The sequence below is a fragment of the Falsihalocynthiibacter sp. CO-5D18 genome, assembly GCF_041205445.1.
GTDB classification, from domain to species: domain Bacteria; phylum Pseudomonadota; class Alphaproteobacteria; order Rhodobacterales; family Rhodobacteraceae; genus Falsihalocynthiibacter; species Falsihalocynthiibacter arcticus.
The window spans coordinates 1-26,190 of the sequence record NZ_JBGFCF010000025.1; the positions used below are offsets into that span (position 1 = coordinate 1).

Genomic DNA, 26,190 nt, shown 5'->3' on the forward strand with positions numbered 1-26,190 from the left:
ATCCCAAATCTCCGTGCGCTGCTTAGACGAATAGTAAATTCTGCGACGATACTTCATGTTCAACACTCCATCTCTTCCAAAAGATTAAAGTGTTACGTCCACCGGTTGAAACCACCGCGGATTGCGGACCTTCGCTGCGGGCGCGAACCAACCCTGCCCAGACATTAGAAGCCGACGTTCAGGCAACCCTGAAACTCGGTTTCACTCTGCACCGCCGCATGACCGCAAGGAGCCCAAGGTGGACTTTGAATGTGGTGGGCAGACAGGAGTAGAAATCCCTTCTATGCTTGTCCCTGCTAACCAACAAAAACTAAATAATAAGGGAGTGAAAAATGACTGTTTTTTTAATTGCCGACGTAAAGGTAACTGACGACGCATGGATTCCAGAATATGCAACCAAGGTTCACGACATAGTTGCAAAACACGGCGGCAAGTATCTATCGCGCAGCGGAAATATCGAAACGATTGAGGGTGAGGGTCTGGATACAACCTTGATCGCTCTCATTCAGTTCCCGTCCCGAGAGGCGCTTGATGCGTTTGCAAATGATCCCGAATACGCTCCGTTCGGAAAAGCGCGACAAGCCGGAAGCGTGAGCCGCTTTCATGTCATCGACGATACGGATCTTGCGGGCGCAATACCGTATCTTCCCGCTGCAGAGTAGCTGTCCCAATTGTGATTAAATGATTTCAAAGAAAGTCTCGGGGGCTCTTAAGTCTGCGAGACGATTTCAATCTAAGGAAAACAGAAAATGGCCAAGGCAATTCATAGCATGATCCGTGTAAAGGACAGGGAGAAATCCGTTAATTTCTATGAAGAGGCTTTCGGCCTAAGTGTGGCAGATACTTTCGATTTTGAAAATTTTACCCTTATCTACTTGTCTAATGAAGAGACCGAATTTGAGGTCGAACTCACCGTCAACAAGGCACAGAGTGGTCCTTATGAACTTGGGGATGGATACGGCCATATAGCGTTCAGTGTTCAAGATATCCATGCGGAACGCGAGAGGCTGTCCGCGCTAGGTTTTCTTCCTGGCGACGTCAAATCGTTCGATCACGACGGAAAAAAGCTCGCTACATTTTTCTTTCTAGAAGATCCGGATGGCTACAAGATCGAAATATTGCAACGCGCAGGTCGATACATCTAGATAACTGATTTACTGCAGTACGATAGCAGGTCAAAGGCCCGCATTGAAGTGCGGCAGCTTTGTCCGCACTGCCGTCACTCGCTTCTCGAAAATGCTGCGCAATGCACGAACTTCTGGTCTGGTGAAGCTGCAATGCGGCGTGAACCGACCTGGTGAATGCCTCCTGTGGGCCGTTCGCGACAACTACACTAAGAGTTGTCTCGGAATTTTTATGCAAACGCAGCATTCGTCACTAAGGGCGGATTGCGGACTTTCGCTGCAAGTGCGCGGGCTCTCGGGCAATCTGGCGAAAGCAGCCGTTCAATAAGAGGTCAAATCCACGAATGCTGCAAACGATCTAATGGCGGCAGTGAGCCCAATCTGACCCATGCTGCAATCTGCACGAAAGTCTGCTTTAGGATCCACTTTGATGCTTGCCCCCTATGCTTTTCGGTTAGAAGATAAAACGATCACCGTCAAAATCGCCAACGCGCCTATGATGTTGGGAAGCAGTGCCAAAGGCCAGTAGGCTCCCACTGCACCAAGAACCAAAAGCAATGCGCTGATAGGGCCAATTGGACCCTCTGCGTACCACTGGATGATAGCGTTGGTTGCGTAAATTCCGAACAGTGCGAAGAAGCCAATTTGCAGCACTTCAATCAGGTCGCCTGAAATCAGAGGTGTGTAGGCAAACAACAATGGCACGACATATAGACCCTTGGCGATTTTCCAGCTTTCAAAACCTGTTGCCATTGGAGGTGAACCCGCAATACCGGCGGCTGTGAATGCTGCAAGACACACCGGTGGCGTCACGTTGGAATCTTGACTGAGCCAGAAGATGATCAAATGCGCCGTCAACAAAAACGTCGTCAGCATCGTAGGATCGACCATGACAGGCCGGATTGTGACCGCGATTTCGAAGGGGATGTTTCGGATCAATTCCCATGCCTCGGGTTTGGTCATACCCGTCGCCACTTGTGCGACCAGCGGGTGATCCACAAGGAAGAACAACCCCGACTTTGCCGGATCAGTGATACCAGCCATCAACTGTTCTGCGATGAGGCCGTCGGCCATGATCCCAGCCAAGGCGGGCGCGGTCAAGATAGCGAGAATAATATAGGCGGCCGTTACGGGCAGCCCCATTCCCAATACAAGTGAGGCAATCGCGATGAGCCCAATCGCCAACACCAAAGACCCTTGAGACCACTGTGCGATCATCAACGAAAATCCATTTCCAACGCCACTGGTCACAATTGCATTGTTCATAATCCCGATAGCCGTCAACAAAATGGCGGTCATGATGGCTGACTTGATGCCGCTCACCAGTGCCTCAGAAATCTTTGCTGGGCCCATATTGACGGGTGTGAACCCGTCGTCTTTGCTGAAACATGCAAGCAAGCTGGTGAACCACGAGGTTGCGATCACAGCAACTATGGCCCAGCAGGCGGCAAAGGATGGGGTCACGCCAGAGAGCAACAACCAGATCATCACAGCCAATGGGATGACAAACACCAAACCACCGGACAACATTTTGCCGTGATCTACGGTCAGATCGATTTCGGACCCAACATCATATTTGACGGCTTCAATGCGCACAATAAAGGCAACTGATAGAAAGTAGAGGATGGCAGGCACAACAGACACGGCAACAATTGTGCCGTAGGGGATGGATGTATAGCTGGCCATAACGAATGCACCAGCCCCCATGATTGGTGGCATTAGTTGACCACCCGTTGATGCCGCAGCTTCAACGCCCGCTGCAAATTTTGGCCGAAAGCCGTTAGACTTCATTAAGGGAATGGTGATGACCCCAGTGGACGCCGTATTGGCGATGGCTGATCCGGAAATCGTACCCGTCAAAGCCGAAGAGATGATCGCGACAAATGCAGCGCCGCCTTTGATACGGCCCGCCACAACTTTGGATATTTCGATTACAAAGTTGCTGGCACCCGACACAACCAGAAAGCCGCCAAAGATCATGAACAAGGTAATGTTCGTGACCGAGATGTTGGCAAGGATACCGAACATACCTTCATCATTGTAAAGCGTTCGGAACAAAACATCGTTTATGGGAAGGCTCGCAGAGCGGAAGACACCCGGCAACATTGTACCCAAGAATAAGATATAGCTGAGGGACAAGACGATCAAGATCGGGATGACCCAACCGGACACACGACGCGACAAATCAATACATGCAAATATCAGCAGCAAACCTGCGGCCCAATCAATGATAGTAAATTGCCAGCCCAAACCGGTCACCGCGAGGGATCGTTCGTAGAGACCGCTTTCGGCCCCTGCCACCCACAACGCAGCGCTCGCCACGAGCAATCCGTAAACGGTGTCCACGACCCAAGCCCACGTTTGACCAGAGTGTTTGCCCCAAGGGCTAAGGGTGATGGAGGCGAGAAATGCAAAACCTGCGAAATGGATGGCGTTTTGCCAAAGCCCGGGTTCCGTCAGGTAAACGTTAGTCAAAACGTGCCAAATGGCAAAACACATCGCGAAAACAAGCACGATGTGCTGTGTCCCAAACTTACCCCGCGGCATTCTTAACAGCATGTCTCGGGTCATTGGTTCTTGTACAGCAGCGTTTGTCATGTGGTTCTCCCCCCAAAAGGAATAAGGGGCAGCCAAAATGGTGCCCCTTATCGCGGTCTTAGTGTCTTATTGCGCGATCAAGTTTGCTGGAATTTCCAGACCAACTTCTGTGTAGTAACGCGCGGCCCCTGGGTGCAGGGGGGCCGGAAGACCTGCCATTGCTGATTCAATCATCATCGCTTTGGTTGCGGGATGGATCGCTTGCAAGAACGGCAAATTTTCATACATGGTTTTGGTCAGCATATAGACATGTTCTTCGTCAACGCTTGCGTTCACAGCCAAAAAGTTGGGTTGCGCGATTGTGTTCACGTCCTTGGTTTGACCGGGGTAGGTACCAGCCGCGATTGTGTATGGCACCCAAAGATTACGGCCAGCGTCCATCGCAGCGTTTTGTTCAGCCGTCACGTCAAGGATTGTGAATTTACCTTCATTGGAAGCCATCAGTTTTGTGATCGCACCAGTTGGTGGACCAGACGGGATGCCAGCGGCAACCGCTTGCCCGTTTGCCAAGGCGTCTGCCGTGGGACCGTACCCTGCTGAGACCAGCGTGAAGTCAGACCCGACATCTAAGCCCAGGCCAGCAAGCAAAACAGTGTTGGACCCGATGGTGCCAGAGTTCTGTTTGCCCATGCCAACAGACATGCCTTTCAGGCCAGTCAAATCTGCGACTGTGCCTGTTGTCGCCTTTTCCGTTGGCACAATAAATTGCTCGACGTTCTGCCAAAGCATTGTAACCGAACGAAGGTTCGCCTGTGGCTCACTTACGGGGCCTGTGCCTGTGACGGCATATGATCCGAACAGACCCTGCAAAATTGCGAAATCGGCGGTGCCGGCGGACAAGGCTTGGACGTTAGCGCCGGACCCTGCAGAGTTCACGGCCGTGAGCGAAAACCCCTGCTTTGGCAGCAATTTTATTTTTGACAAGGTCGAGATCGCTGTACCTACGGGGTGATAGGTGCCACCCGTTGATGCTGTATTCAATACGTAGTCTGCGCCTTGCGCAAAGGCACCGCCGGACGTCACAAGACCGGCACTGACAACAAGTGCTTTCAACATTTTCATTATATTTCCTCCCAGAAATTTAGCCATTAATCCGGCTTGTGACGGTTATGCCAAACTGGGCGGGAGTCGCGATATGTGAGAAAATGCAGGAGACGCATAAAGTTGTCTGCGGATGTCCGCATGGCAGTTTAACGCGACAAAATGGCTTCTTTATCTAGTCCTAGTTTGACGATCTTCTCGTTCAAAGTGCGTCGTCCTATCCCAAGGGACGCAGCGACATCATCCATGCGTCCGTTTTCGCTTTGGATCGCACGGCTTACCAACTCGCGTTCAAACATGGCGACAGCTTCACGAAGGGTTTCGGGAAAAGCCTGCGACGTCGATTGCTTGGCCATGGAATGCCTGACAGACCCACCGCCACGACGCTGGGCCAGCACACGCCGTTCAGCAACGTTTTGTAATTCCCTCACATTGCCGGGCCAATCATACGCGATAAGGGCCGAGATATCGTCATTCGTGAGCGTCGGGGATGGCAGTTCGTAAAGCTGGCTAAGCCGTTCCAGGTAGTGACGAAACAACAACAACACGTCTTCACCGCGATCGGCTAAGCAGGGCAGTGAGATTTCGAGGGTGTTGAGACGGAACAACAGATCCTTGCGAAAGGTTTTATCGATGACCATTTGCGCAATCTGCCCCGATGCGGCGCTGATCACGCGCAGTTCAACAGTTTGAACTTCGGTCTCGCCCACGCGTTGATATTGCTGCGTCTCGATCGCGCGCAGAAATTTGGATTGGGACTGGTAGGGCATCGAACTGAGTTCATCTAAAAACAGCGTTCCACCGTCGGCTTGGCTCATCAATCCGCGCGGATTATCGATGGTGCCAAATACAGTTTCTTCAAACTGTTCTGGTGGGATCGTGGCGCAGTTTATTGGAATAAACGGGGCGGCAGGGATCTGACCAAGATCGTGCAAAGCCCGCGCGACCAATTCCTTTCCAGTGCCCGTTTGTCCAAGAATTAAGACATTTGCGCGACTCATGGAAAAGTCGAAAATTAAATCACGGGTATCAGCGATCTGCGTGCTGTTACCGATTAAAACACGTTCCAAGTCAGCCAATTCGACCAATCTATTTTGCAACAGTTTGGTACTGTCTTCCAGCCGCTTCATCCGAATTGCATTCTTCAGAATTCCCAAAAGGCGGCGGGGTTCGAATGGCTTTTCAATGAAGCTATAGGCACCATCTTGTAACGCGCCGACAGCCATTGGGATATCACCGTGCGCCGAGATCAGAACGACAGGTACATGGCTGATTTCACGCGCTTTTCGCTGAAATTCAAGCCCATCCATTGCAGGCATCCGAACATCACTTAACACAACATCGGGTGCGTTTTGCTGCAAAGCGTCCAACCCATCAGACCCATTTTTTGCAATGACGGTGTCATACCCTGCGCTTTGCAACAAATGATCCAATGAAACACGCATTTCGCGATCATCTTCGATAACAAGTACGGTCCCTTTGCTCATGATCTACTCCCGTTCGCATCAAATGATAACGTCACGATAAACGTCGCGCCATCTTGGACGTCACCAAGGGCGAGTTCCCCGCCGTGATCTTTAATGATTTCAGTCGCAATAGCCAAACCCAACCCCATCCCAATCCCGGAGGGTTTCGTGCTGAAAAATGGCTCTTGCAGGTCGGTGAGGGTTGCATTCGCAAGTCCCGGACCGTTGTCCGTTACGTGGATTTTAAGAACGCCTCGGTTGGTGGAAACATCAATTTTAATCATCGGCTTAGGTTTGTCTTCAACAGCGTGAATTGCGTTCTTAACCAGATTTACCAGCGCCTGCTCCAATTGAATTTGATGGGCATGAATATAGATCGGACTGGGTAAGTGCGCAGTTTGGAAGTTAATGTGTCCCTCTAAGAGCTCGGCTTGTAGTAAGTTCTCTACCTCTTCAAAGACGGTTGCCAAGTTCACTTTGGTCTTCTTATCACCCCGCCCGCGCGCGAAAAATTTGAATTGCGCTGTGACAGCTTCCATGCGGTCCACAAGCTTGTTCAGGTTTGCAGCGGTTTGGGGCGAAGTAATTTCATTGCCTATCTCCGCTGCAGCAAGGTGGTTTCGAAATGCGCTTATCGGCTGACCCAACTCATGTGTAACGGAGGCTGCCAAATGGCCAAGTGCTGCCAACTTAGCGTTACGTGCCAATTCTGTCTGCGCATGTTCTAAGCGTCGATTTGTTTCGATCAATTCTGTACGCCGCCGTTCGGATGCAGCGTACGCCAATTCGATACGCCGCGACCGAAGGAACGTTGCAAACCCCAACAGGAAGGTGATGATACTACCGAAAAAGGCCGTTGTTAGAAGGGTTTCGCGTAAAATGATACTTTGAGGATGCAAGTAATGGACGGTCCAGTTCCGCCATTCGGACGTCCCGGATGCTAGTAAATAATCAGTCCCTTCCAGCCGCACACGGTCTGTTCCAATGGGCATCCAATCTAGCGATTGAAGTTGTTCATTGCCAAATTGACGGCTTTCCAAGATCGCCATGCGGACCTTTGAATCGAGGGTGCTAACAGGTCGATAAAGCCAATCAGGGTTGGAGGCTAAAACGACGATATTGTCTTCATTGATTGCAACAACTGTTTCACTGTCGCTTTCCCATGACCGTTGCAGTTCGCTCACATCCAGCTTGATCGCTATGACGCCTTTTTGGGTATTTGAAGCAAACGAAACAGGTTCCGCAACGAAATATCCAGGTCGTCCAGATGTCGCACCGATTGCGAAGTAATCGCTACGCTCGCCTTGCAAGGCACTTTGAAAATAAGGACGGAAACCATAGTTTTGACCAAGGAAGCTATGCGGCTTATCGGCATTAGAAGTCGCTACAACACGTCCCGTTGCATCCATGAGGTAAATGGCTTCCAACTTGGCTTCACTTGCCAAACGCTGCAGCCTTTCGTTTGTTTCAGGCGTCACAAAGTTGGGCTGCAATGCCTGAGCGTAACGCGGATCGCTTGCCAACACGAAGGGCAAATGCTGGTGTTGGCGTAGCGTTTCGTTCAAAGCACGCTGGTACAAGGCCATACGGTTCATTGCCGTTTCACCCTCCAACCGTTCGAAATAATGCTGAGCCCCAAAGAAGGTCGCTGCAGTGGCAAGCAAAACAGTAAAAAGCAATACGCCAAGAACGCGTTTGCGCATCCTTCTAGGCGCGCGCTCAATATCGATCTCAGTTGGCATTGACCTCTCCTATGAGGATGTATGTGATACCGGACGGGACTTTATGTAAACAGTTATCCAGTACACCTACCGAAAGCGCCCTGCGGAAACTCGCAGGGCAAGGCACTTCTTAAGGGAATTCCGAAGTCAGAGACTCTCACCCTACTTAGAAATCGTGGCAGCAACCGTTCCAATAAGAAGGCGATGATCTCAGCATTAGCGGACATCGACGGAATTGCAGTGAACGGCGGCTAAGTCCGCAGTCTGTGAATTCACCGATCACTCGATTCTGCTGGCGCAGCGAAAGTCCGGTCTAACGGGCCGCACTGCGGCATTATCGAGGGTAGGCGAACGGCAACAAAGGGCCGTTAGCGGCAATGCCAGGGTTGCCAATGGATGCAAACGCAGCGAATGTCGGCAAAGAGCCCTCTTTGCCATTTTTCTGCAATGCAGTTAATGTCTGCTATCAAGGTAGGGCAAAAACGTTCAACAACCACTTGGGTTTTCAAATCCGTTCTTTAGATCAGGAAGATAAAATGTTAGAAAATACGGCACTCATTCTCTCAACAGTTGTCCTTGGTCTCGCTTTGAACGGCCCCGTGAGGGCTGAAACTTTATCCGATGCCGTTGGCCAAGACGAACCCCGTTTGCTTGATATATTCACGAAACTACATGCCAATCCTGAACACGCCTTTATGGAATCTGAAACTGCGGCTTTGGTCGCCAGCGAGCTGAAAGCAAATGGGTTTGAAGTTCACACAGGGATTGCCAAAACCGGTGTGATTGGCGTCATGAAAAACGGCGACGGACCCGTGATTATGTTCCGCTCGGATATGGATGCCCTCCCCATCAAAGAAGAAACCGCCCTTGAGTATAAAAGCACAGCCGTAAAACCCGACCGGTTTGGTGTTGAATTGCCAGTTATGCATGCCTGCGGCCACGACGCGCACACGACTTGGCTGATTGGCATGGCCAAAATCTTGGCCGCCCGCAAGGACGAATGGACAGGCACAGTGATCTTAGTAGCCCAACCCGCCGAAGAGCTGATTGAGGGTGCCACGGCGATGGTTGAAGACGGGCTTTACGATCTCATACCAAAACCGGAAATTATTATATCCGGCCATACAATGGGCGTGGTGCCTGCGGGTTCTGTCGCGATCAGGGATGGCCGCAGAATGGCTGGAACCGATCAGGTCGACGTGCAGATTTTTGGCGTAGGCGGTCATGGCTCGACGCCACATGCGGCCAAAGATCCGGTGGTCATGGCCGCAATGGCGGTGATGGGGTATCAGGCTGTTGTTGCCCGCGCGCTTGACCAATCCCAGCCCGCTGTCTTAACAGTTGGCGCGATCCAGTCCGGCGACACCAACAACATCATTCCAGATTCCGCTACATTAAAAGTTAACCTGCGCTGGTATTCTGATTTAGAGCGCGACGCGATGATCAAGGGCATCAAATCGGTCACCGATAACATCGCCAATATGTACAATATGCCGAAAGACCGGATGCCGACCTACACGTTTAAGGGTTATTCAACGCCAATTCTTAACACCACTGAAGACACGGCCATCGCCCGGGATGCAATGGCTGCGGCACTTGGTGACGATAAGGTACTTCTGGGCATGCCACCCGTCATGGGTTCAGAAGACTTTCACATGTTAGGCGCGCCCTATCCCGACACTCGTATCCTCTATGTCGAGATCGGTTCTGGCGTGCCAGATGTTTACAGCAATTTCACCGAAAAAGGCATTTTGCCTGCCGTGCTCAACCACAATCCGCGTTATGTGGTTAAACTACCAGCAATTGCGGCTGGCACGACAGCCCTGACCGCCGTCGTGATGGCCTTTTTGCAATGAAACCGTCGTCCACTAACTTGCTCGATGAAAATAATATAGAACTAACCAACAGGCTTGCTCCGCGGGGCGCAATTGAAATGCCCCATTTACGCATCCCTATGTGAAGTGGTTCCGTGTACGTTTCCGCTTAATCGTCAATTTATTGTTTCACTTGCTGCCTTCTATCCCGAGCGCGAGACATGGCTATTTGGTGGCTTCTTTCGTGTTCTCGAGCGCAATGAGGTCGGCGACAGACAACCGTTTTTAGCGCGCTCGTTCAAGGCGGATTTCTGAAAGCAGTCATTGGCAAAACCGCAACGAACTCACAATTTGTCCGCTTAGCAGACCTAGCGACCTAATAATGCTGCGGCAACGTGTCAATGTCCGCTTCGGTGGCCTGCACCGCAGCATTTGAAACTGTTCTGAGCGGCGGGTTTGGGCCGTTCGGGTCATTCAACATTAAGGGCGGGAAGCGGCCCTTCGCTGCAGGCGCGCGGTCTCAAGGGCGATCCAGCGAAAGCTGCCATTCATTGAGAGGTCGAAACCAAGAATGCTGCAATCGATCTAAAGGCAGCTCCGAGCCCAAACTACCGGATGCTGCGCATTGCACAAATGTCGGCTTTTCGGAATTTGCGAATTTGATCGCTTAGTTCCGACACGCGAATGTCAGGCAAATCCTGAACGCTCATGTCTTCTGGCGACAAATCGATGGCTTTGTGTTTTGCAGTGCTTCGTCAAAATGGCCCGGAACGCTCGTAACTTTTGCGAGGGCCACACGTCGGGGTGTCCCACAACCCAGATATCTGCATAGGGTTGGGGCGGCAAAACTGGAACCTGGACAAGCCCATCGGAGGCGCGACCAAGAAACATCGGCATGCGCACAATGCCCAACCCGGCTTGCGCAGCGCCTATCATCGCGACAATATCGTCAAATCGAAGGCGTGCGCGGTTATTCGGAAACTCCGGCGAAATCGCTTTGGGTAAATTTGGATGGGAGTCATAGACAAGCCAGTCGATCATCGAGGTTGGATCGGACTGAATGCGATTGGCCACCTCCTGATTGCCAAAACTCGCGGTGTCTTGTTTCAAAAGCCTGACACCGGTCAAAGTATCGCCGGGATTGCGACTGATGCGGATCGCGAGATCGGCTTCTAGCCGGGTCAGGTCCAAGAGTTCGGTCGTTGCCAGGATGCGAAGATCAATCCGTGGATACGCCCTGCAGAATTCATCAATGACAGGCGACAGAAAGTTCGCGATGAGTACATGCGGGGCGGTTATTTTCAGCATGCCTGACAGTTCGGTGCTGGTCCCCTTCAGCTGCCGCATCATTCCATGTTCGGCATTTTCCATTTTTTCCGCATGCTCAGCGATCAAATGTGCGGCCTCGGTCGGTTTGTAGCCGTCAGGCAAACGTTCAAACAACAATTGGTTCAACGCGTCTTCAGCGCGGCGAACCCTGCGCGCAACGGTTGTGTAGTTGATGTCTAATACGTCCGCTGCACCAGCCAACGAACCGTGCCGAACCAACATCAAGACCGTGCGAAGATCATCCCATGCAACACTCATACATGCGTTTATGCACGTAAGCTATGCAATTGCACGCGTTTTCACTTGCCGTTAGTTGATCTATGTTGCTCGTCAGAACCCAAATGGAGGCAAACATGATCTACGCTTATGCAAAACTAACGGTCACCAACCCTGAGGCCCTGGCGCAATACCGCGATGTGGCCGGTGCCGCACTTGAAAAGCACGGCGGAAAAGCGGTGGCTGCCGCAGGTGAGTTCACTGTATTGGATGGTGCGCCCGACGTGCCGAATGTTGCAGCCCTGCTGAGTTTCCCCGATAAAGAAGCGGCATTGGCTTGGATAAATGACCCAGAAATCGCTGATGTTCATGACCTCCGCCGCAGTGGTGGTGAATCAGACATTCTGCTTTTGGGCTAATTTGGTCCGCATCGGCTCTTGATTAATAACATCACACCATAGGAGACTCGGATGAACACCCTAGCAGTATTGACGGCCATAGCTGGCTTCACAATCGTTCTTGCGTCGATAATTCTGTACTTCCGGACGATCCCTCGCGGGACCGTTCCAAAGAAAATCGGTGGTTTTGCCACAAAACTGGCGGTTGGCGTCGCGTTGTCCATCGTAGGCGTATATCTCGGCATTACGGGAACAGGCAGCTCCGGACTTTTGGTCTACATCCCGGCAGGCCTTGGCATAATGTTTGGTTCGTTCATCCTTTGGGTCCTCACGCAACGGAAAACGCCTTTAGGTGACATCAAAGTAAAAGTCGGCGACAAAATCCTACCATTCACCGCACAAAATTCGCAGGGAACCCCATTTGACAGCGGCGAATTGGGTGGCAAGCGCATCCTTCTAAAGTTCTTTCGGGGTGGCTGGTGCCCATATTGTTCGGCCGAGTTGAGCGCCTTCAACGACATGGCACCTGAGCTGGAGAAGTTTAACGTCAGCATTGTCGCGCTCAGCAAGGACACGCCAACGGAAGCGACCGTGCACAAGTTGCGTGACGGTTTGAATTTCCCGCTACTCGCAGACCCGGATTTAAAGGTGATCCGCCAGTATGGGCTCGAGCATCATAAGGCCTTGGGCCAAACGAAGAACCCAAAGAAAAACATTGGCGGAATACCGTTTGGCCTTGCGCCCTTCAGCTTTTCAGCAATGGCCATTCCTACAAGTTTGTTGATTGACGAACACGGAGTAATCCGTTGGGTTGATCAGACAGACGATTACCGGCTTCGCAGCAGCACCAAGAGGGTGATGGAGGCCGTAAAGGCGGCATTCGGTTGAATTTGCCTGCGGCGGTCTGGTCTCATTGCAGGTATAGGGTAACCAAACTCAGCTTGCCGCCAGGCACCGTTGAGAATTATTGTAGTAAACCCTCTTCTTTCATCGCCGTTTGAACGGCGTCACGATTTCGGATCTTGTCCAAGTATGGGGTCAGATTTTTGTATTCGCTGAGGTTGATTTCGAGGCCGAACGCCGGAATCCAATTCAAAATAGCGAAGGCGTATGCGTCAGCCACCGAATATTCAGCTCCCAAAAGGTATTCGTTGTCTGCAAGTCGATTGTCCATGATTGCCAATCGTTGATGCAACTTGGATTTCCCGAACTCCAGTCCAGCGTCCGTAAGATGGCCGTCGATGAAGAATGAGCCAAGGATTCTTTGGGGTTCAGTACCGACAAAAGTCAGCCATTCCTGGGCCCGGTATCTTTCTAGGGTCCCAACGGGCGGAATCATTCTGCCTTCTGGGTCTTGGTCTGCCAGGTATTGGAGGATCGCCGCGCCCTCGGACAGACTCGAGTCGTCATCGATCGTCAAGAATGGGACATAGCCCTTGGGGTTAATGGCGTAGTAGTCTTCCCCGGTTTCAGTCTGATGCGTCTTCTGAACGTCCACTCCGATAACGTCGACGTCCAAATTCAGCTCTCGGATCGTGATGTGCGAGGCCAGAGCGCCTGCACCAGGCGAATAGTATAATTCCATCGTTTTGTTCCCTTCTAAGGTTTGTGGCAGAGTCGCTGTGCCGAAAGAACAGTTAGTTACCGATCGGTTACAAATTAATTTCACATGGACGTTGCGCTCTGTCAATCACGTTGTTGACCGATCGGTGACGAATAGCTAAGTTCTTCTTATGGCAAGACCACGCGAATTTGACATCGAGGAAGTCCTCACCAAGGCCTTGGATGCTTTTTGGCTGCATGGGTATGATGCGACATCGATGAATGATTTGGAGGAGGCAACAGGCATCGCCAAAGGCAGCCTTTACAAAGGCTATGGTGACAAAAAGAGCCTGTTTACCCAAGCTCTCGATTCTTACTTGTCGCAGGCGAACGCTGGATTGAAAGAGGCCGCCACGTCCAGCGATACGGGGCGCCAGGCACTCGAAAAGATATTTGCCGGGGTCATTGAAATGTCCACTGGTGCTGGTGTGCGTCGGGGGTGTTTTTCGGTCAACACGTCAGTTGAACTTGCCCCTCACGACGCTGATGTTCGTAACCGCCTGCGCAAGAACACACGACAAAAAGAAAAGACTATCGCTGGAATCTTAAGCCGAGGGATTGCGGACGGGTCTCTGCGCGAAAGTCTGAATCCTGAAATTTCGGCTAGTTTTATTACAACCGTCTTGAATGGTCTCCAGGTCCGCGGCAAACTGGGGATGACCGAGCAACAGGCGAACGAAACGGCAGCGATGGCGATGGCTGTATTGACCTGAGCCACCCTCAAGTCACGACGGTCGTAGCGCCTTTGCTGCAAGGATCGACGGCCGTTTTGTCCGCATTGCGGTCAATCGCTTAAGAGAAAAACAATGCAATCGGCAAATCTCGCACTACGATTTTTCCTTGAAATTTCTGCGCTTGGCGGCTTTGGCACTCTGGCCTGGAGTTCGACCGAAGGCTTGTGGCGCTATCTGTCTGTCATCGTCGTGCTTTGCGTCTTAATGGCGCTCTGGGACGTGTTCGCCGTGCCGCATGATCCTAGCCGTTCTGGCGCCGCCCCGTTTCCCGTGTCTGGACTGATACGTCTGTTGTTGGAATTAGCCATCCTTTTTGGTGGTGCGTTTGCATACCACCAGAGCGGATACAATATGACCGCAATCGGTTTGGCAGTTTTGATCATCGTTCACTACGGGCTTTCAGGTCAACGAATTGCGTGGCTTTTGCAGCAGTAAGGCGAATGCTGAGGGGCGTGGCGATGTCAGTCGAATTCCCGAATGGCGCGTGTCAGCAAGTCGAAGAACTCGGCTTCTTTGCCCGGCGTGAGCACCTCCAAAGCTACATGGTTTGATACGAACTGGCTCTGATCTATTTCGCCGTCAGCAAGAGCCATCATTGGTCCGTAAGACGTGGTCATCACCACATCCGGATTTTCAGCCGCGCCAGCGCGGATTTGGGCATTTCCGTTTTTCGCTGTCATCCGAAATGCTTCCCCGTCGATCAGCAGCGTTGCCTTGAAATCGTGATCTGGGCCAACGGCCTTCTGGCAGGCCGTTCCGAGCGACACTGCGACGGTTCTGAGATTGCCCGGCTTTTGGATCTTTGATGGGCGCGGCATCCGACCACCAAATCTTGCGAGTTCGAAGATCAGTTGCCCGGTTCCGTCTCCCAGTTCGGTCAACGAATAAAGCGACACGCCGAATTCCGACTCTCCTTTCTGGATCAGACCGCTGGCTTCCAACGCTTGTAGCCGATCTGACAGCAGGTTTGACGCGATCCCGGTGAGGCCCGTCTGAAGGTCTTTGAATCGCGCTGGACCGGCGTGAAGGTCGCGCAGGATCAACAACGTCCAGCGGTCGCCAACGTGATCCAGTGCTCGCGAGATTGGGCAGAGCAGGTTGTAGCTACGGTTCTTTTGTTTCATTTCATCACGAACATGTTACTTTATATTTTAAAGTGTACGCTTTAGATAGTCTAGCAACTTGATAAGGAATAACTGCCATGTCAGCAAGATCAAAAATTCTCGTCACCTCCGCCACCGGAAAGACCGGCCTTCCGACCGCCCTACAACTGCTGGAGAATGGGTTTCCAGTTCGGGCCTTTGTGCGACGCCTTGACCATAGAAGCGAAACGCTTGAACGCGCTGGCGCTGAGATCTTCGTCGGCAACCAGTATTCGCTGACGGACATGCGAGCGGCGATGAACGGCGTAAAACGCGCTTACCAATGCGCACCGGGCGCGCCTAATGCTTTGCATTTCAATGCGGTCTTCACCGTTGCGGCCTATGAGGCGGGGCTAGAGCACCTTGTCACGCTGAGCCAATGGCTGGCGAGTGCTGACCACCCTTCGCAGATGACACGCGATACTTACATTGGTGATGTCCTGATCAAGATGCGGTCTGAGATGACGGTGACCACCGTCAACGTCGGGTGGTTCGCGGAAAACTATCTGACGGGGATGGAAGCGGCTCTTCACCTTGGTATGTTGTCCATGCCTCTCGGTGATGGGGACGTAAAAAAGAACGCAGCCCCCTCCAACGAAGATATCGCAAGCGTCGTTGTCGGTGCCTTGATCGATCCCGCCACCCATGCAGGCAAGACTTACCGACCGACGGGACCGGAGCTGATGTCGCCCCATGACATCGCCGCCGCGATGGGGCGGGTCCTTGGCCGCAATGTGAAGTATCAGGAAGCCTCTACAAAGATGATGCTCAAGTTCGTCAAGGCGGCGGCGCGGCCGGACAACGTGATGCTTTTGCAAGCGGCGACGTACTACACCGACGAGTACCGACGCGGCGCTTTTGCCGTCAATGCCCCGACACGGGATGTGGAGATCGTCGGTGGTCGGACACCTGAGAGTTTCGAAAGCATCGCCCGCCGATACCTCGCCGAACACCCCGAACTGAAGCCGAGCTTTGTAGGAAAGCTGAAGGTGATCGGTGGCTTTCTGAAAGTCCTTCTCACGCGGGCACCAGACGTCACGGCCGTTGAGATCGAGAAAGACTTCGTCATGCTCAAGGACCCGAAGTTCTGCCTTGACGATCCCGAGTGGAACGAGACCCACACCCCCACGCGACTTCAATCAATCACCGGAAAGGTCGCCTGAGGCCAATTCCATCTGTCTCGTAGGCCGACGTGCCTACGCAGACATCGCTCAAGATCACGACAGAAGACCAATATCCAACCCAACTCGAAAGGAAAGACCGATGCCAGCCTACATGATTTCACACGTGACCGTGACCAACAAAGAGAAATTCCAAAGCTACCTCGCAGAAACCCGAGCTGTGGGCGCCAAATTCGGTGCGAAACCGGTCGCAATGGGTAACCAGCCCAAAATGCTAAATGGTGAGAGCGACGGCCATCAGATGGTGGTTGTCGCTGAATTCGAATCCATGGAAAAGCTCGATGCCTGGCACAACTCGGATGACTACAAAGCATTGGAACCCTTAAGAGATGCAGGTTCGATTCAACATATGGTGGCCTATGAAGGAATGCCCCTGTCACCCTCATAGTGGTCGGAACCGGATACCATAAAATCGTCTGCACAACCGCCACGCTAGGATTTCTCAACCGCGCCTGACTATTTTTGGACAAACCAGATCGAATGGTAAATTTGACGGAGAAAGAAAGTGAGAACATTATTAACAGCGGCCTTGAGCTTCATCCTATTGTGCAGCAACGCGCTGGCACAGGGTGAGATGTTTGCCCCAGTGCCAGCAGCGGCAGTCGGCCCGGCCATAGATCGGGAAGTGGGCTATGTTGTCGAGGAAGTGGGCCGGGATCTTTACCTTGTGAGCGATGGCACCTACCAGAATATGTTTCTGACCACCGGCGAAGGCGTCATCGTGGTTGATGCGCCGCCCTCAACCGGCAAGAACATTCTGGCTGCCATTTCCAGCGTGACGGATGAGCCAATCACGCATGTCATATACAGTCATACACACATAGACCACATTGGCGCGGCAAGCATTTACCCCGATGATGCAGTGATTATCGCCCATGAAGATGCTGCCGCCCATTTGGTAAACAAGAATGATCCGGATCGCCCTGTTCCCACAATGACATTCGCCGACAGCATGACGCTGGAAGTTGGTAGCCAGACGCTGCAACTGGACTATCGCGGCCTTAATCACAGCCCGGGCAACATTTATATCTTCGCACCGGAACAAAAAGTTCTGATGCTGGTCGATATTGTCTATCCGGGATGGACACCGTTTAAAGACCTTGGCGTCGCAGAGTCGGTGGACGGTTTTCTTGCCGCGCATGATATAATCCTGAGCTACGATTTTGACCACTTTATCGGCGGGCATCTGACACGGATCGGAACCCGCGACGACGTTGAAACCCAGCAAACCTTTATGGCCGACATGGTGCAGGCCGCAGACAGAGCCAATGGTGCAACGGATTTTGGCGCGGCATTCGGCGAGGCAGCAGCGCGGGGCGGCCAGGACAACCCTTATGCCATCATAAATACTGCGTTCGAAAGCGTTGCCCAGCAATGCGCCAAAGAAATGATAGAAAATTGGGGTGATCGTTTGGGTGGCGTCGACATTTTTGCCCAGGACCATTGCTGGAGGATCACGCTGCATCAGCGTTTCGATTGAGAGATTAAGAAAAGGCAGTGGCGGAATTGTATGTAACGTTCGCACCAACACGCCACTGCCAATTTCTTCTGGACACAACATGACCGCAAAGCTGTTGATTTGCCCGCAAGTCTGATCGTGTGCTCCAACTGTGTCCCCTGAGGCCATGGGAGCAGGCCGGAATTTTTCTGTTTCACACCCTTCAGCCGAGCGCCAGAACCGGACATTCGCTATCTCAGTTTGAACGGCAGCAAAGTCCGAATAGCCGCCGCTCGCCCTCCGATTTGACGTTGATTTCGTGTGCAAACGCAGCGAAAGTCGGCAAAGAGCCCATACGTACCGCACCTATTCATTCGGCGTCTTATTCCCCAATCGCTATCCCCTCACGCCGCGAGTCAGCGCCACCTTGCAGTTGGTCACCAATGGAAATGGCGTGCAGGCCAGAGTTTAATCCACGTGCGTTGACTTCGAACCCAAGCGTGGTGAGTTGCTCTGTGAAGTCTTCGGCCGTTGTTCCTTGTTCTACATCATAAGTGCCAAAGCGGTTTACCAGATGTGGCATAGAGACTGCTTGCTGGACGTCCATACCCCAATCCAAATGGGCAATAATCGTTTGCGCAACATATCCGATAATGCGGCTGCCACCCGGGCTACCTATAACAAGGATAGGCTCATCATCTTGCATCACAATCGTTGGGGCCATCGAGGATCTAGGGCGCTTGCCCGGTTCGATCCGGTTGGCGATTGGAACGCCGTCCGTATGCGTACGGAAACTGAAGTCTGTGAGCTCGTTATTCAAAAGAAATCCACGAACAAAAATACGGCTACCAAAGCCGTTCTCAATCGTCGTGGTCATGGAAAGCGCATTTCCATAGCTGTCCACAATCGAGATGTGGCTGGTCGAGGGCAGTTCAATTGATTGGTCATCTGCCAGCAGCATGGCATGATCCCATTCCGGCGCACCCGGGGCGACAGTTTCGAGCGCCATGTCAGTGGCATCTATCTGACTGGCACGGCCTTCCAGATACACTGGGTCAAGCAACCCCTTTGTGGGCATCGGTACAAAGTCGCTATCAGCCATGTAGCGGCCACGATCGGCAAAAGCGAGACGCGTTGCGTCACCAATAATCCGCCAGCTTTCTGGGTTGTCCGCTCCAAGTTCTGCCAGATCGAACTGCCTTGCCATGCCTAGGATTTGCCCGACCGTTAGCGCGCCCGAAGATGGCGGCCCCATGCCGCAGACATCTGCTTGGCGATATGTGACACAAACTGCTGGCCGCTCAACCACACGGTAGTTTGCAAGGTCTTCCAGCGCGAGGACCCCGGGATTACCCTCCGCCGTACGCACTGCCCGCACGATGTCTTGGGCAATTGGGCCGCTGTAGATGGCATCCGCCCCATTGATCGCGATCTGCCGCAAAACGTCAGCATATTCTTGGTTAGTGACCTTTGTTCCTGCTGCAAGTGGCACGCCTCCTGGAACAAAATAGTCTGCCGTGGGACCAAACCGGCCCAACCGCTCAGCATCCCCCGCGATTGAAGATGCCATCCGCTCAGAGACGACAAATCCCTGCTCGGCTAAGGTAACTGCGGGATCAAAAAGACTGGGCCAATTTGCACGACCCCAGCGGCGGTGTGCTTCTTCCATCAAACGCGGTGTGCCAGGTGTGCCAACCGAAAGGCCGCCAACCACAGCATCAAAGAAACCAAGGGGTTCGCCGTTTTCATCCTGGAATAAGGTTGGCGTCACAGCCATCGGTGCGGTCTCGCGGCCGTCGAGTGTTGTCAAAGAACCGCTCTGGGCATCGTACCAAACCAAAAAGGCCCCGCCTCCAAGACCTGATGACTGAGGTTCGACCAACCCTAGAACAGCCTGTACCGCGATCATTGCGTCTGCTGCAGTGCCGCCGGCGCGTAAAACATCAGCACCCGCTTCCACAGCCAAGGGGTTAGCCGCCACAACCATCCAGTCATCGGCGATGACCGGCGAGCCAGAAGTCTTTGCCTCCAACCCAGACTGGGCGGCATCGCCTAGACCGACGAACGACGTTGTCAGTGCGGTGTCTGCCTCGGGTGCGACGGCATCTGCAGTCGTCTGTGCGTGGATAGGAGCTGACGCTAGGACTGCGAGGGCAGCAATAATCATATGCTTTTGTTGGAACACGTCTCTCTCCTAAAATGTGAATATACATCGGAGTGTAGGTGTCCTGCTACTTGCGGGGCAAGCATCTTGTGGAGTGCGCCTAAATCGCAAGGACTGTCAGCGCTTTGACTTGCGTCATTGCTTGAAGAAAGGCGGTCGCAGCCTGTTACGCTTCATGCCCAAACCGGACCCTCATGACTTCCGCAGCGAATGGCAGGTTTGAGCCCACTTTACCAATTTTCCGCGATGCGGCTAAAGTCTGCTTCGGAGAGATGGCCCCCACCATATGACTGAGGCCATCTGGTTCTTATGGCAGCTTCATCTCGCTATAGTCGCCACGGACATAGAGTGTGACGGTCACGTCCTGCCCTTCGCGGTTGCGCCAAAACCAGCCGTGATTGCCAGTGAAGGCTGCGGTCAGCACGCCTTCATCGCCCGGAACGGCACGTCCCTTTTCATAGCTGATGTTCTCTCCGCCACCGTCGCCGTGCAGATCGAAGTTGACCACGCCGTTTTCAGCAACCCAGAGAAATTCGGCTTCTGCGCCTTCATCCATGACCAGCTTGACCTCGATGCCTTCTCCGGGCGTCAGCGTAACGCTGTATTCATCGGTCCAGTCGGGGTCTGCGGTTTGTGCATAGGCCGCACCAACAAAGAAGCTGAAGAACCCGCCGCCTAGGTTGGATTGTTCTTCAACGGTCCCAGAGTTCTGAAGCTCCAGCAAACGGTCGGCTTCGGCCTCTTCCGCAAGCTGTATCTTGATATCGCCCATCTCTGCCAGGCCAACAGCCTTGCCTATGCCGGTGGGATCAATCCCGTATTCCGAGGGCAAGACGACCGTTACGAGGATAGCGACCGCCGCCACAGCAGCCAGAATCGTGGATTTGATGAGCTGTGCAGAGGTTGGCAGTTCATCGAGGTTTGGTTTGTTTCCGTTATGCATTTTCTTTTTCTCCAAAGGTATCAAGCGACGAAATAACCGGTCATCTGCATTCCAAACAGAATGAATCCGGCAGACATCATCACGACATTTGCGGTGTAGGCATGTTTCCAGAAGCTGGTCGTTTTGCGCCAATAGCCCATGACAATCAGGATCATCGCCAATGCGATCAACTGGCCGATCTCGACACCGACGTTGAAGGCCAACAGGTTCGGGATCAGACCATTCGGTGCGATGTCATATTCAAGGAGCTTAGTTGCCAGACCCAGCCCGTGAAAGAAGCCGAAGATCAGCGTTACTGCTTTGGTATCGGGCTGGAACCCGAACCACCGCTGATAGGCTCCCAGATTGTCCAGCGCCTTGTAAACGACCGACAGTCCGATGATGGCGTCGATCAGGTAGGCGCTGACGTTCCAGCCAAAATAGACCCCGGCCAACATCGTTGTTGAGTGGCCGATGGCGAAGAGGCTGACGTAGATGGCGACATGCTTCATCTTGTAAAGGAAGAAGACGACACCAAACAAGAACAGCAGATGGTCGTAGCCGGTGACCATGTGCTTGGCCCCAAGATACATGAATGGGATCAGCTTCATGCCGCTGACCTCTTGGATATAGCCCTTGTCACCTTCGGTGACGGCGTGGGCATAGGCCGTGGTCGCGAAGGCGAGTAACGCCAGCAGGACCATTGCCATAAGGATCAGAGTTTGCCGCATAGGATGCGACCAAACCTCCGACCCGTGGGATCGGTTGTGTATCATTTTGATTTTCCGCTTTGTGAATGTGTAGGATGGCAGCGCCCGAAGGGCGCGGCATCACATGCGCGGAGGTCGGTCCAGATCGAATTCCCTGCGATCTGGCATCGCATAGCTTGCCAATGCCCAGTTTGTTCGTGTCGATGGCATCATGCCTGATGATGTGCGAGGCGGTAGGAACGCGATGTTATGGTCATGATCTGCCACATCATGGGCGTGTCCATGATAGGCATGCATCACATTAACAATGTCCTCATGAGCATGGCCGTGATCCGCGATCTCGGCGTGATGCTCTGTAACGATCTTTGCCAGTTCGGTGATATCATGCGAGACCATACGGGAATTGGACGACGAGATCATGCCCACCGCTAAAGCGATGGTCAGCACAATTCTCAAATAGCCCGTCAGGATCCGTGTCATTCTACTCTTTTCCGCAGGTCTTGGCCCACTTGCCTCATCCCCTTGGGGGGGTTACCTATCTGATATGACAAAACCTGTACCTCATGCAACCCACCCAGCAATCGTCAAGCGGCTGAAACGCGCCAACGGGCATCTGGTGAGCGTCATCAAGATGATTGAAGACGCTCAGCCTTGCACCGATATTGCGCAGCAATTGCATGCAGTGGAGAAGGCGGTTCAACAGGCCAAACGCACCCTGATCCAGGACCACATAGACCATTGCCTCGATAACGCCCTGACCGGTACGAGCGACTCCCCTGTTGCCGCTGAGTTCAAGGCGATCACCAAATACCTGTGAGGGACAACTCATGCTCTCCGTCCTTGCCGACCGCACCTACCGTCATCTGTTTCTGGCCCAAATCGTTGCACTGCTTGGCACCGGGCTGGCCACCATTGCACTGGGGCTTTTGGCATACGATCTGTCAGGTGAACGGGCCGGTCTTGTACTGGGCACGATCTTCACGATCAAGATGGTGGCCTATGTCGGCATAGCCCCCATCGCCGGTGCCTTCGCCAACCGCTGGCCCCGCCGAACCATGCTGGTCAGCCTCGATCTGGTTCGCGCCGCCGTGGCGCTGTGCCTGCCCTTCGTGACCGAGGTCTGGCAGGCCTACATCCTGATCTTTGTGCTGCAATCAGCCTCTGCTGCGTTTACGCCAACGTTTCAGGCGACAATCCCCGACATCTTGCCGGAGGAAGACCGCTATACCCGTGCATTATCGCTGTCGCGGCTTGCCTATGACCTTGAGAACATCATCAGCCCCATGCTGGCCGCGATCCTGCTGACTTTCCTCAGCTATCATATGTTGTTTGTCGGTACCGTGATCGGATTTGTTGGTTCGGCCTTACTGGTCGTGTCGGTCCTGCTGCCCATCCCGCAACCGACAGCGCCAAGGGGCATATATGACCGCACGACACGAGGGATGCGGATATACCTCGCCACACCACGTCTGCGCGGGCTTTTGTCGCTCAACCTCGCTGCGGCGGCAGCGGGTGCGATGGTGCTGGTGAACACTGTGGTACTGGTCCGCTCTGATCTTGGTCTGGGTGACGCCCAAGTGGCAATGGCCCTTGGAGCCTTTGGCGCTGGATCGATGCTGGCCGCCCTGCTGCTACCCCGGCTTCTGGATGACCGCCCTGACCGCCCCGTGATGATCGGCGGAGCCGCTTTGCTTGTCGTCTCGCTTCTAAGCCTGTCTCTGATGTCACTCATCTACGACACGCAGTGGCTTCCACTTCTCGCAGGCTGGCTGATCATCGGGATCGGTTATTCCGTCGTGCTGACCCCATCAGGACGGTTGCTCAAGCGATCCGCGCATGCGGAGGATCGCCCTGCTGTCTATGCCGCACAATTCGCCCTATCCCATGCCTGTTGGCTGGTGACATATCCCCTCGCAGGCTGGCTAATCACAGTGACCGGTCCAACTATGGCTTTTGCTGTCTTGGCACTGCTCGCAGGTGTTGGATTGGTCAGTGGGGTTGTTTTGTGGCAGCAAGAGGATGGCAGGGCAGTGCAACACTCACATGAGGATCTGCCCAGAGATCACCCACATGTGCAGGATGGCAGAACCCACAGCCATCCAATTGTTATAGACGACTATCATCAGTACTGGCCGCGTTTGAGAGAAACTGAGACTGGCCAGCAGAATAGCGGACATTGAACCAATTTTGGTTAAGGCCTCCTAAGTCCGCACAGTGTGAATTCAGACATCGCTCGATTTCGCGGTTGCGGCGAAAGTCCGCAATGACGGGCCGCACCGCAGCATCTTGAGGTGGTCGTGAACGGCAGCAATGGGCCGTTCGCGACATCTAAGCCAAAGGGGGCTAAGCGACCTTCTTGCAAAGCGCAGCATTAGACGCTAACGGCGGAAAGGAGCCGTTCGCCGCGGGAGCGAACTTCAATTCCAATCTCCTTAAAGCAGCTATTGGGCGGTGCGATTGTTTCGAATAGTATGTTCTGGACCCACGGCGGAATATGCGCGATCAAGTGATCTCACTACGAAGTCGGTGCCCAGTTGGTGTCTCGCCGGTCCAGCGTCTAACAGCTCGTGTCAGCGACGTTTGTCGTTCATAACCCAACATCGTCGCGATTTCGCCTACTGTAGGCCCTCGGGCCGAAAGCTCGTTTAGGGCTTCGGATCGTCGAACGTCATCAAGGACGTTTGAAAATGTTGTGCCACATTGGTCAAACCGACGTTGGAGTGTGCGCACGCTCATTCCTGACGCGGCAGCTAGTCTCAAAATCGTGGGTGCGCCGTCGGCGAGCATTCCTGCGATGACGATACGCGCTGTTTCCTCAAAACTTCCATCGCTTCGAAGCGGATGCCACCCCGTCGGCGGCTCTTTGATTTGGCGTTCACGGGCTGTAACCATGAATGGATGGTCCATCACCGTATCGTCTATTGTTAGCGCAAGGCTGCGGTCTGGAGATGCCGAAATATTTTTGCCTAGAAACGGTACAAGATGTTCAAGACCATATTTAGGATGAGGAATGATCTTTACATCCATCAGAATTGGAGCCTGCGCACCCGTCATTGCACAGAGTTCCTGAATGACTGACGCGACGAACTGATGAATAATATGCATGACGTCTGATCCCAAAGGGATTGAGAAAGTGTCGCGCAAAACCGTCGTTTGATTGACGCGGCAGAGGGTAATTATTTCATGTGAGCAATGGAACGGGAGCGCCGATATGACGCGAATTAGTGCCTCTCGCGGCGTTCGAGAACCCAACGCGATCTGCCCTACTGTTGCTAACTCTAGAACACTTGCCGACGAAACGACCTTGCAACCAATGTCGGGCCCTTCAAGTTGGGCCAATTGCTGTAAAAAAGTCGCTACCGAATATATGGGGATGGGTTGAATCGGATCGCCAATCGGTAGGGCGGCTAAATCAGCAGCGTCAAGCAACCGGTCTAGAGGTCTTCGATTCTGGTCTATCCAGCGAATAAATGGAACCATTGCAGCAGAACGAATGAGAGGGATCACTTGGGACATCGCTGCGAACAACTCACATAATTTCAATTTTCTAACATTAGCGGCGACACAACTTGGCATGTAAAGAGAAATCTCAATCCGCATAAGGGGTATGCTTTCTAATGGAAGCGTTGCCCATCACGTTCCTTGAGTGTGAGCAAGAAAGGCGCGTGTCGAGTTCGAATTTAGAAAACGGCACCAGGAATAGAGGTATTTGAATGAAACATTTTACTCCGTCTTGGGCTGCATTTTTTGTGGTGATGGGCGCCATTCAACCAAGCGCTTCGTATTCAGATTCATCTGAGACGCCGAGTTCGGTGGAGGCGCTAGAGATTGCCGTTGATGCATATATTTATGGCTACCCGCTGGTCACTTTCGACATGGTCCGCCAACAGCAAACCAACGTCGTCAAGGCTGACGGCGAGCATGCCCCCATGGGACAAATGAATTTGATGCGAAGCTATCCGGCCGTCGACAACCATTGCTGCGCCGCCCCAAACGCCGACACGCTTTACACTATGGCGTGGCTCGACGTTTCTACTGAACCTTGGGTCTTCTCAATTCCAGATATGGCAGATAGATATTATCTCATGCCTTTTCTTGATGGTTGGTCTGAAGTGTTTGCCGTTGCAAGTCAGCCCTTGAACGGTGGCGCTCCACAGTCATATGCCATCACAGGACCTAGTTGGTCAGGTGAGTTGCCTGATGGAATAACCCAAATGAAATCTCCAACCAACATGGTGTGGGTACTTGGGCGTATTTACAGTGATGGCAGCCAAGCAGATTATAAAGAAGTTCACGCATTACAGGATGAGTTCAAAGTTATACCGCTGAGTGCTTGGGGGAAAAATTATACGCTTCCTAAAGCCGTTGTCGATGCCTCAATTGACATGAAGACTTCCGTGCGCACACAAGTAAATAACCTTGATATCGAAACCTATTTTAATCGACTGGCCGCGCTAATGGTGAACAATCGGTAATCCCCCCATTTCTAATGGGGTGCGGCTGTAGAACTTACGCGGCCATTTTCAGTTTCTGGGCGGGGGTCATGCCGCCTATGCCCATATTCGGGCGGTCATTGTTGTAAGTCCATAG

At 52.9% G+C, this 26,190-nt stretch carries 25 protein-coding genes; 13 read left to right on the top strand and 12 right to left on the bottom strand.

Features of this window, described 5'->3' with window-relative positions:
* The first annotated feature begins 332 nt into the window (after positions 1–332).
* On the top strand, positions 333–662 hold the full coding sequence (locus tag AB9F27_RS20725) for a DUF1330 domain-containing protein (RefSeq protein ID WP_335586530.1): 330 nt from the start codon (positions 333–335) through the stop codon (positions 660–662).
* 87 nt (positions 663–749) lie between these two features.
* Complete coding sequence (locus tag AB9F27_RS20730; protein ID WP_335586531.1) at positions 750–1,145, top strand: VOC family protein; 396 nt, start codon at positions 750–752, stop codon at positions 1,143–1,145.
* A 420-nt stretch (positions 1,146–1,565) separates the two neighbouring features.
* Here AB9F27_RS20730 and AB9F27_RS20735 read toward each other — a convergent pair whose 3' ends face one another.
* The 4 genes from AB9F27_RS20735 to AB9F27_RS20750 all read right to left on the bottom strand — a co-directional run bounded on the left by AB9F27_RS20735 (position 1,566) and on the right by AB9F27_RS20750 (position 7,971).
* Positions 1,566–3,722, bottom strand: coding sequence for a TRAP transporter fused permease subunit (locus tag AB9F27_RS20735; protein WP_335586532.1), 2,157 nt, complete (start codon positions 3,720–3,722; stop codon positions 1,566–1,568).
* Between the two features lie 66 nt (positions 3,723–3,788).
* The gene (locus tag AB9F27_RS20740; protein ID WP_335586533.1) at positions 3,789–4,784 is read right to left on the bottom strand and encodes a TAXI family TRAP transporter solute-binding subunit; all 996 of its coding nucleotides are present in this window, start codon (positions 4,782–4,784) and stop codon (positions 3,789–3,791) included.
* A gap of 128 nt (positions 4,785–4,912) precedes the next feature.
* Positions 4,913–6,250, bottom strand: coding sequence for a sigma-54 dependent transcriptional regulator (locus tag AB9F27_RS20745; RefSeq protein WP_335586534.1), 1,338 nt, complete (start codon positions 6,248–6,250; stop codon positions 4,913–4,915).
* Complete coding sequence (locus tag AB9F27_RS20750; RefSeq protein ID WP_335586535.1) at positions 6,247–7,971, bottom strand: ATP-binding protein; 1,725 nt, start codon at positions 7,969–7,971, stop codon at positions 6,247–6,249. Before AB9F27_RS20750 ends, AB9F27_RS20745 begins: the two co-directional genes overlap by 4 nt.
* A gap of 515 nt (positions 7,972–8,486) precedes the next feature.
* On the opposite strand from AB9F27_RS20750, the gene AB9F27_RS20755 reads away from it, so the two are divergent.
* The gene (locus AB9F27_RS20755) at positions 8,487–9,806 is read left to right on the top strand and encodes an amidohydrolase (protein WP_369758090.1); all 1,320 of its coding nucleotides are present in this window, start codon (positions 8,487–8,489) and stop codon (positions 9,804–9,806) included.
* 645 nt (positions 9,807–10,451) lie between these two features.
* Here AB9F27_RS20755 and AB9F27_RS20760 read toward each other — a convergent pair.
* Positions 10,452–11,351, bottom strand: coding sequence for a LysR family transcriptional regulator (locus tag AB9F27_RS20760; protein ID WP_335586537.1), 900 nt, complete (start codon positions 11,349–11,351; stop codon positions 10,452–10,454).
* 95 nt (positions 11,352–11,446) lie between these two features.
* On the opposite strand from AB9F27_RS20760, the gene AB9F27_RS20765 reads away from it, so the two are divergent.
* Positions 11,447–11,728 carry a DUF1330 domain-containing protein gene (locus AB9F27_RS20765; RefSeq protein WP_335586538.1) on the top strand — a complete coding sequence of 94 codons (282 nt, stop codon included), beginning with the start codon at positions 11,447–11,449 and terminating at the stop codon, positions 11,726–11,728.
* A 51-nt stretch (positions 11,729–11,779) separates the two neighbouring features.
* The gene (locus AB9F27_RS20770; protein ID WP_335586539.1) at positions 11,780–12,595 is read left to right on the top strand and encodes a peroxiredoxin family protein; all 816 of its coding nucleotides are present in this window, start codon (positions 11,780–11,782) and stop codon (positions 12,593–12,595) included.
* A 76-nt stretch (positions 12,596–12,671) separates the two neighbouring features.
* On the opposite strand, the gene AB9F27_RS20775 is transcribed toward AB9F27_RS20770, so the two are convergent.
* The gene (locus AB9F27_RS20775; RefSeq protein WP_335586540.1) at positions 12,672–13,292 is read right to left on the bottom strand and encodes a glutathione binding-like protein; all 621 of its coding nucleotides are present in this window, start codon (positions 13,290–13,292) and stop codon (positions 12,672–12,674) included.
* 148 nt (positions 13,293–13,440) lie between these two features.
* Here AB9F27_RS20775 and AB9F27_RS20780 point away from each other — a divergent pair, with 148 nt between their 5' ends.
* A complete protein-coding gene (locus tag AB9F27_RS20780) occupies positions 13,441–14,022 on the top strand; it encodes a TetR/AcrR family transcriptional regulator (RefSeq protein WP_369758091.1) in 582 nt (193 codons plus the stop codon).
* A gap of 93 nt (positions 14,023–14,115) precedes the next feature.
* Positions 14,116–14,478: a YrdB family protein gene (locus tag AB9F27_RS20785; protein ID WP_335586542.1), complete on the top strand. Its 363-nt coding sequence runs from the start codon at positions 14,116–14,118 to the stop codon at positions 14,476–14,478.
* Between the two features lie 26 nt (positions 14,479–14,504).
* Here the strand turns inward: AB9F27_RS20785 and AB9F27_RS20790 are convergent, their stop codons facing one another.
* Positions 14,505–15,167, bottom strand: a complete 663-nt coding sequence (locus tag AB9F27_RS20790; RefSeq protein ID WP_335586543.1) for a helix-turn-helix domain-containing protein — start codon at positions 15,165–15,167, stop codon at positions 14,505–14,507.
* Between the two features lie 77 nt (positions 15,168–15,244).
* Between AB9F27_RS20790 and AB9F27_RS20795 the strand changes: the two genes are divergently transcribed.
* The 3 genes from AB9F27_RS20795 (at position 15,245) to AB9F27_RS20805 (ending at position 17,846) form a co-directional block, all read left to right on the top strand.
* Positions 15,245–16,348 carry an NmrA family NAD(P)-binding protein gene (locus AB9F27_RS20795; RefSeq protein WP_335586544.1) on the top strand — a complete coding sequence of 368 codons (1,104 nt, stop codon included), beginning with the start codon at positions 15,245–15,247 and terminating at the stop codon, positions 16,346–16,348.
* A gap of 100 nt (positions 16,349–16,448) precedes the next feature.
* Positions 16,449–16,754 (top strand): DUF1330 domain-containing protein, encoded by a 306-nt coding sequence (locus AB9F27_RS20800; RefSeq protein WP_335586545.1) that lies wholly within the window; start codon positions 16,449–16,451, stop codon positions 16,752–16,754.
* Positions 16,755–16,871: 117 nt separating this feature from the next.
* Positions 16,872–17,846, top strand: coding sequence for an MBL fold metallo-hydrolase (locus AB9F27_RS20805; RefSeq protein ID WP_335586546.1), 975 nt, complete (start codon positions 16,872–16,874; stop codon positions 17,844–17,846).
* A 340-nt stretch (positions 17,847–18,186) separates the two neighbouring features.
* On the opposite strand, the gene ggt is transcribed toward AB9F27_RS20805, so the two are convergent.
* The 4 genes from ggt to AB9F27_RS20825 all read right to left on the bottom strand — a co-directional run bounded on the left by ggt (position 18,187) and on the right by AB9F27_RS20825 (position 22,080).
* Entirely contained in the window at positions 18,187–19,971 is a 1,785-nt protein-coding gene (gene ggt, locus AB9F27_RS20810; RefSeq protein ID WP_335586553.1) for a gamma-glutamyltransferase, read from the bottom strand.
* Between the two features lie 304 nt (positions 19,972–20,275).
* The gene (locus AB9F27_RS20815) at positions 20,276–20,911 is read right to left on the bottom strand and encodes a transmembrane anchor protein (RefSeq protein WP_335586547.1); all 636 of its coding nucleotides are present in this window, start codon (positions 20,909–20,911) and stop codon (positions 20,276–20,278) included.
* 20 nt (positions 20,912–20,931) lie between these two features.
* Positions 20,932–21,600 carry a HupE/UreJ family protein gene (locus AB9F27_RS20820; RefSeq protein WP_369758095.1) on the bottom strand — a complete coding sequence of 223 codons (669 nt, stop codon included), beginning with the start codon at positions 21,598–21,600 and terminating at the stop codon, positions 20,932–20,934.
* 120 nt (positions 21,601–21,720) lie between these two features.
* Positions 21,721–22,080 carry a hypothetical protein gene (locus AB9F27_RS20825; RefSeq protein WP_335586549.1) on the bottom strand — a complete coding sequence of 120 codons (360 nt, stop codon included), beginning with the start codon at positions 22,078–22,080 and terminating at the stop codon, positions 21,721–21,723.
* Positions 22,081–22,144: 64 nt separating this feature from the next.
* On the opposite strand from AB9F27_RS20825, the gene AB9F27_RS20830 reads away from it, so the two are divergent.
* Positions 22,145–22,417: a metal-sensing transcriptional repressor gene (locus tag AB9F27_RS20830; protein ID WP_335586550.1), complete on the top strand. Its 273-nt coding sequence runs from the start codon at positions 22,145–22,147 to the stop codon at positions 22,415–22,417.
* Between the two features lie 10 nt (positions 22,418–22,427).
* Positions 22,428–23,780 (top strand): MFS transporter, encoded by a 1,353-nt coding sequence (locus AB9F27_RS20835; protein WP_369758092.1) that lies wholly within the window; start codon positions 22,428–22,430, stop codon positions 23,778–23,780.
* A 322-nt stretch (positions 23,781–24,102) separates the two neighbouring features.
* On the opposite strand, the gene AB9F27_RS20840 is transcribed toward AB9F27_RS20835, so the two are convergent.
* Positions 24,103–25,200, bottom strand: coding sequence for a helix-turn-helix transcriptional regulator (locus AB9F27_RS20840; protein ID WP_369758093.1), 1,098 nt, complete (start codon positions 25,198–25,200; stop codon positions 24,103–24,105).
* Between the two features lie 113 nt (positions 25,201–25,313).
* Between AB9F27_RS20840 and AB9F27_RS20845 the strand changes: the two genes are divergently transcribed.
* The gene (locus tag AB9F27_RS20845; RefSeq protein ID WP_369758094.1) at positions 25,314–26,075 is read left to right on the top strand and encodes a DUF1254 domain-containing protein; all 762 of its coding nucleotides are present in this window, start codon (positions 25,314–25,316) and stop codon (positions 26,073–26,075) included.
* Positions 26,076–26,190: the final 115 nt, after the last annotated feature.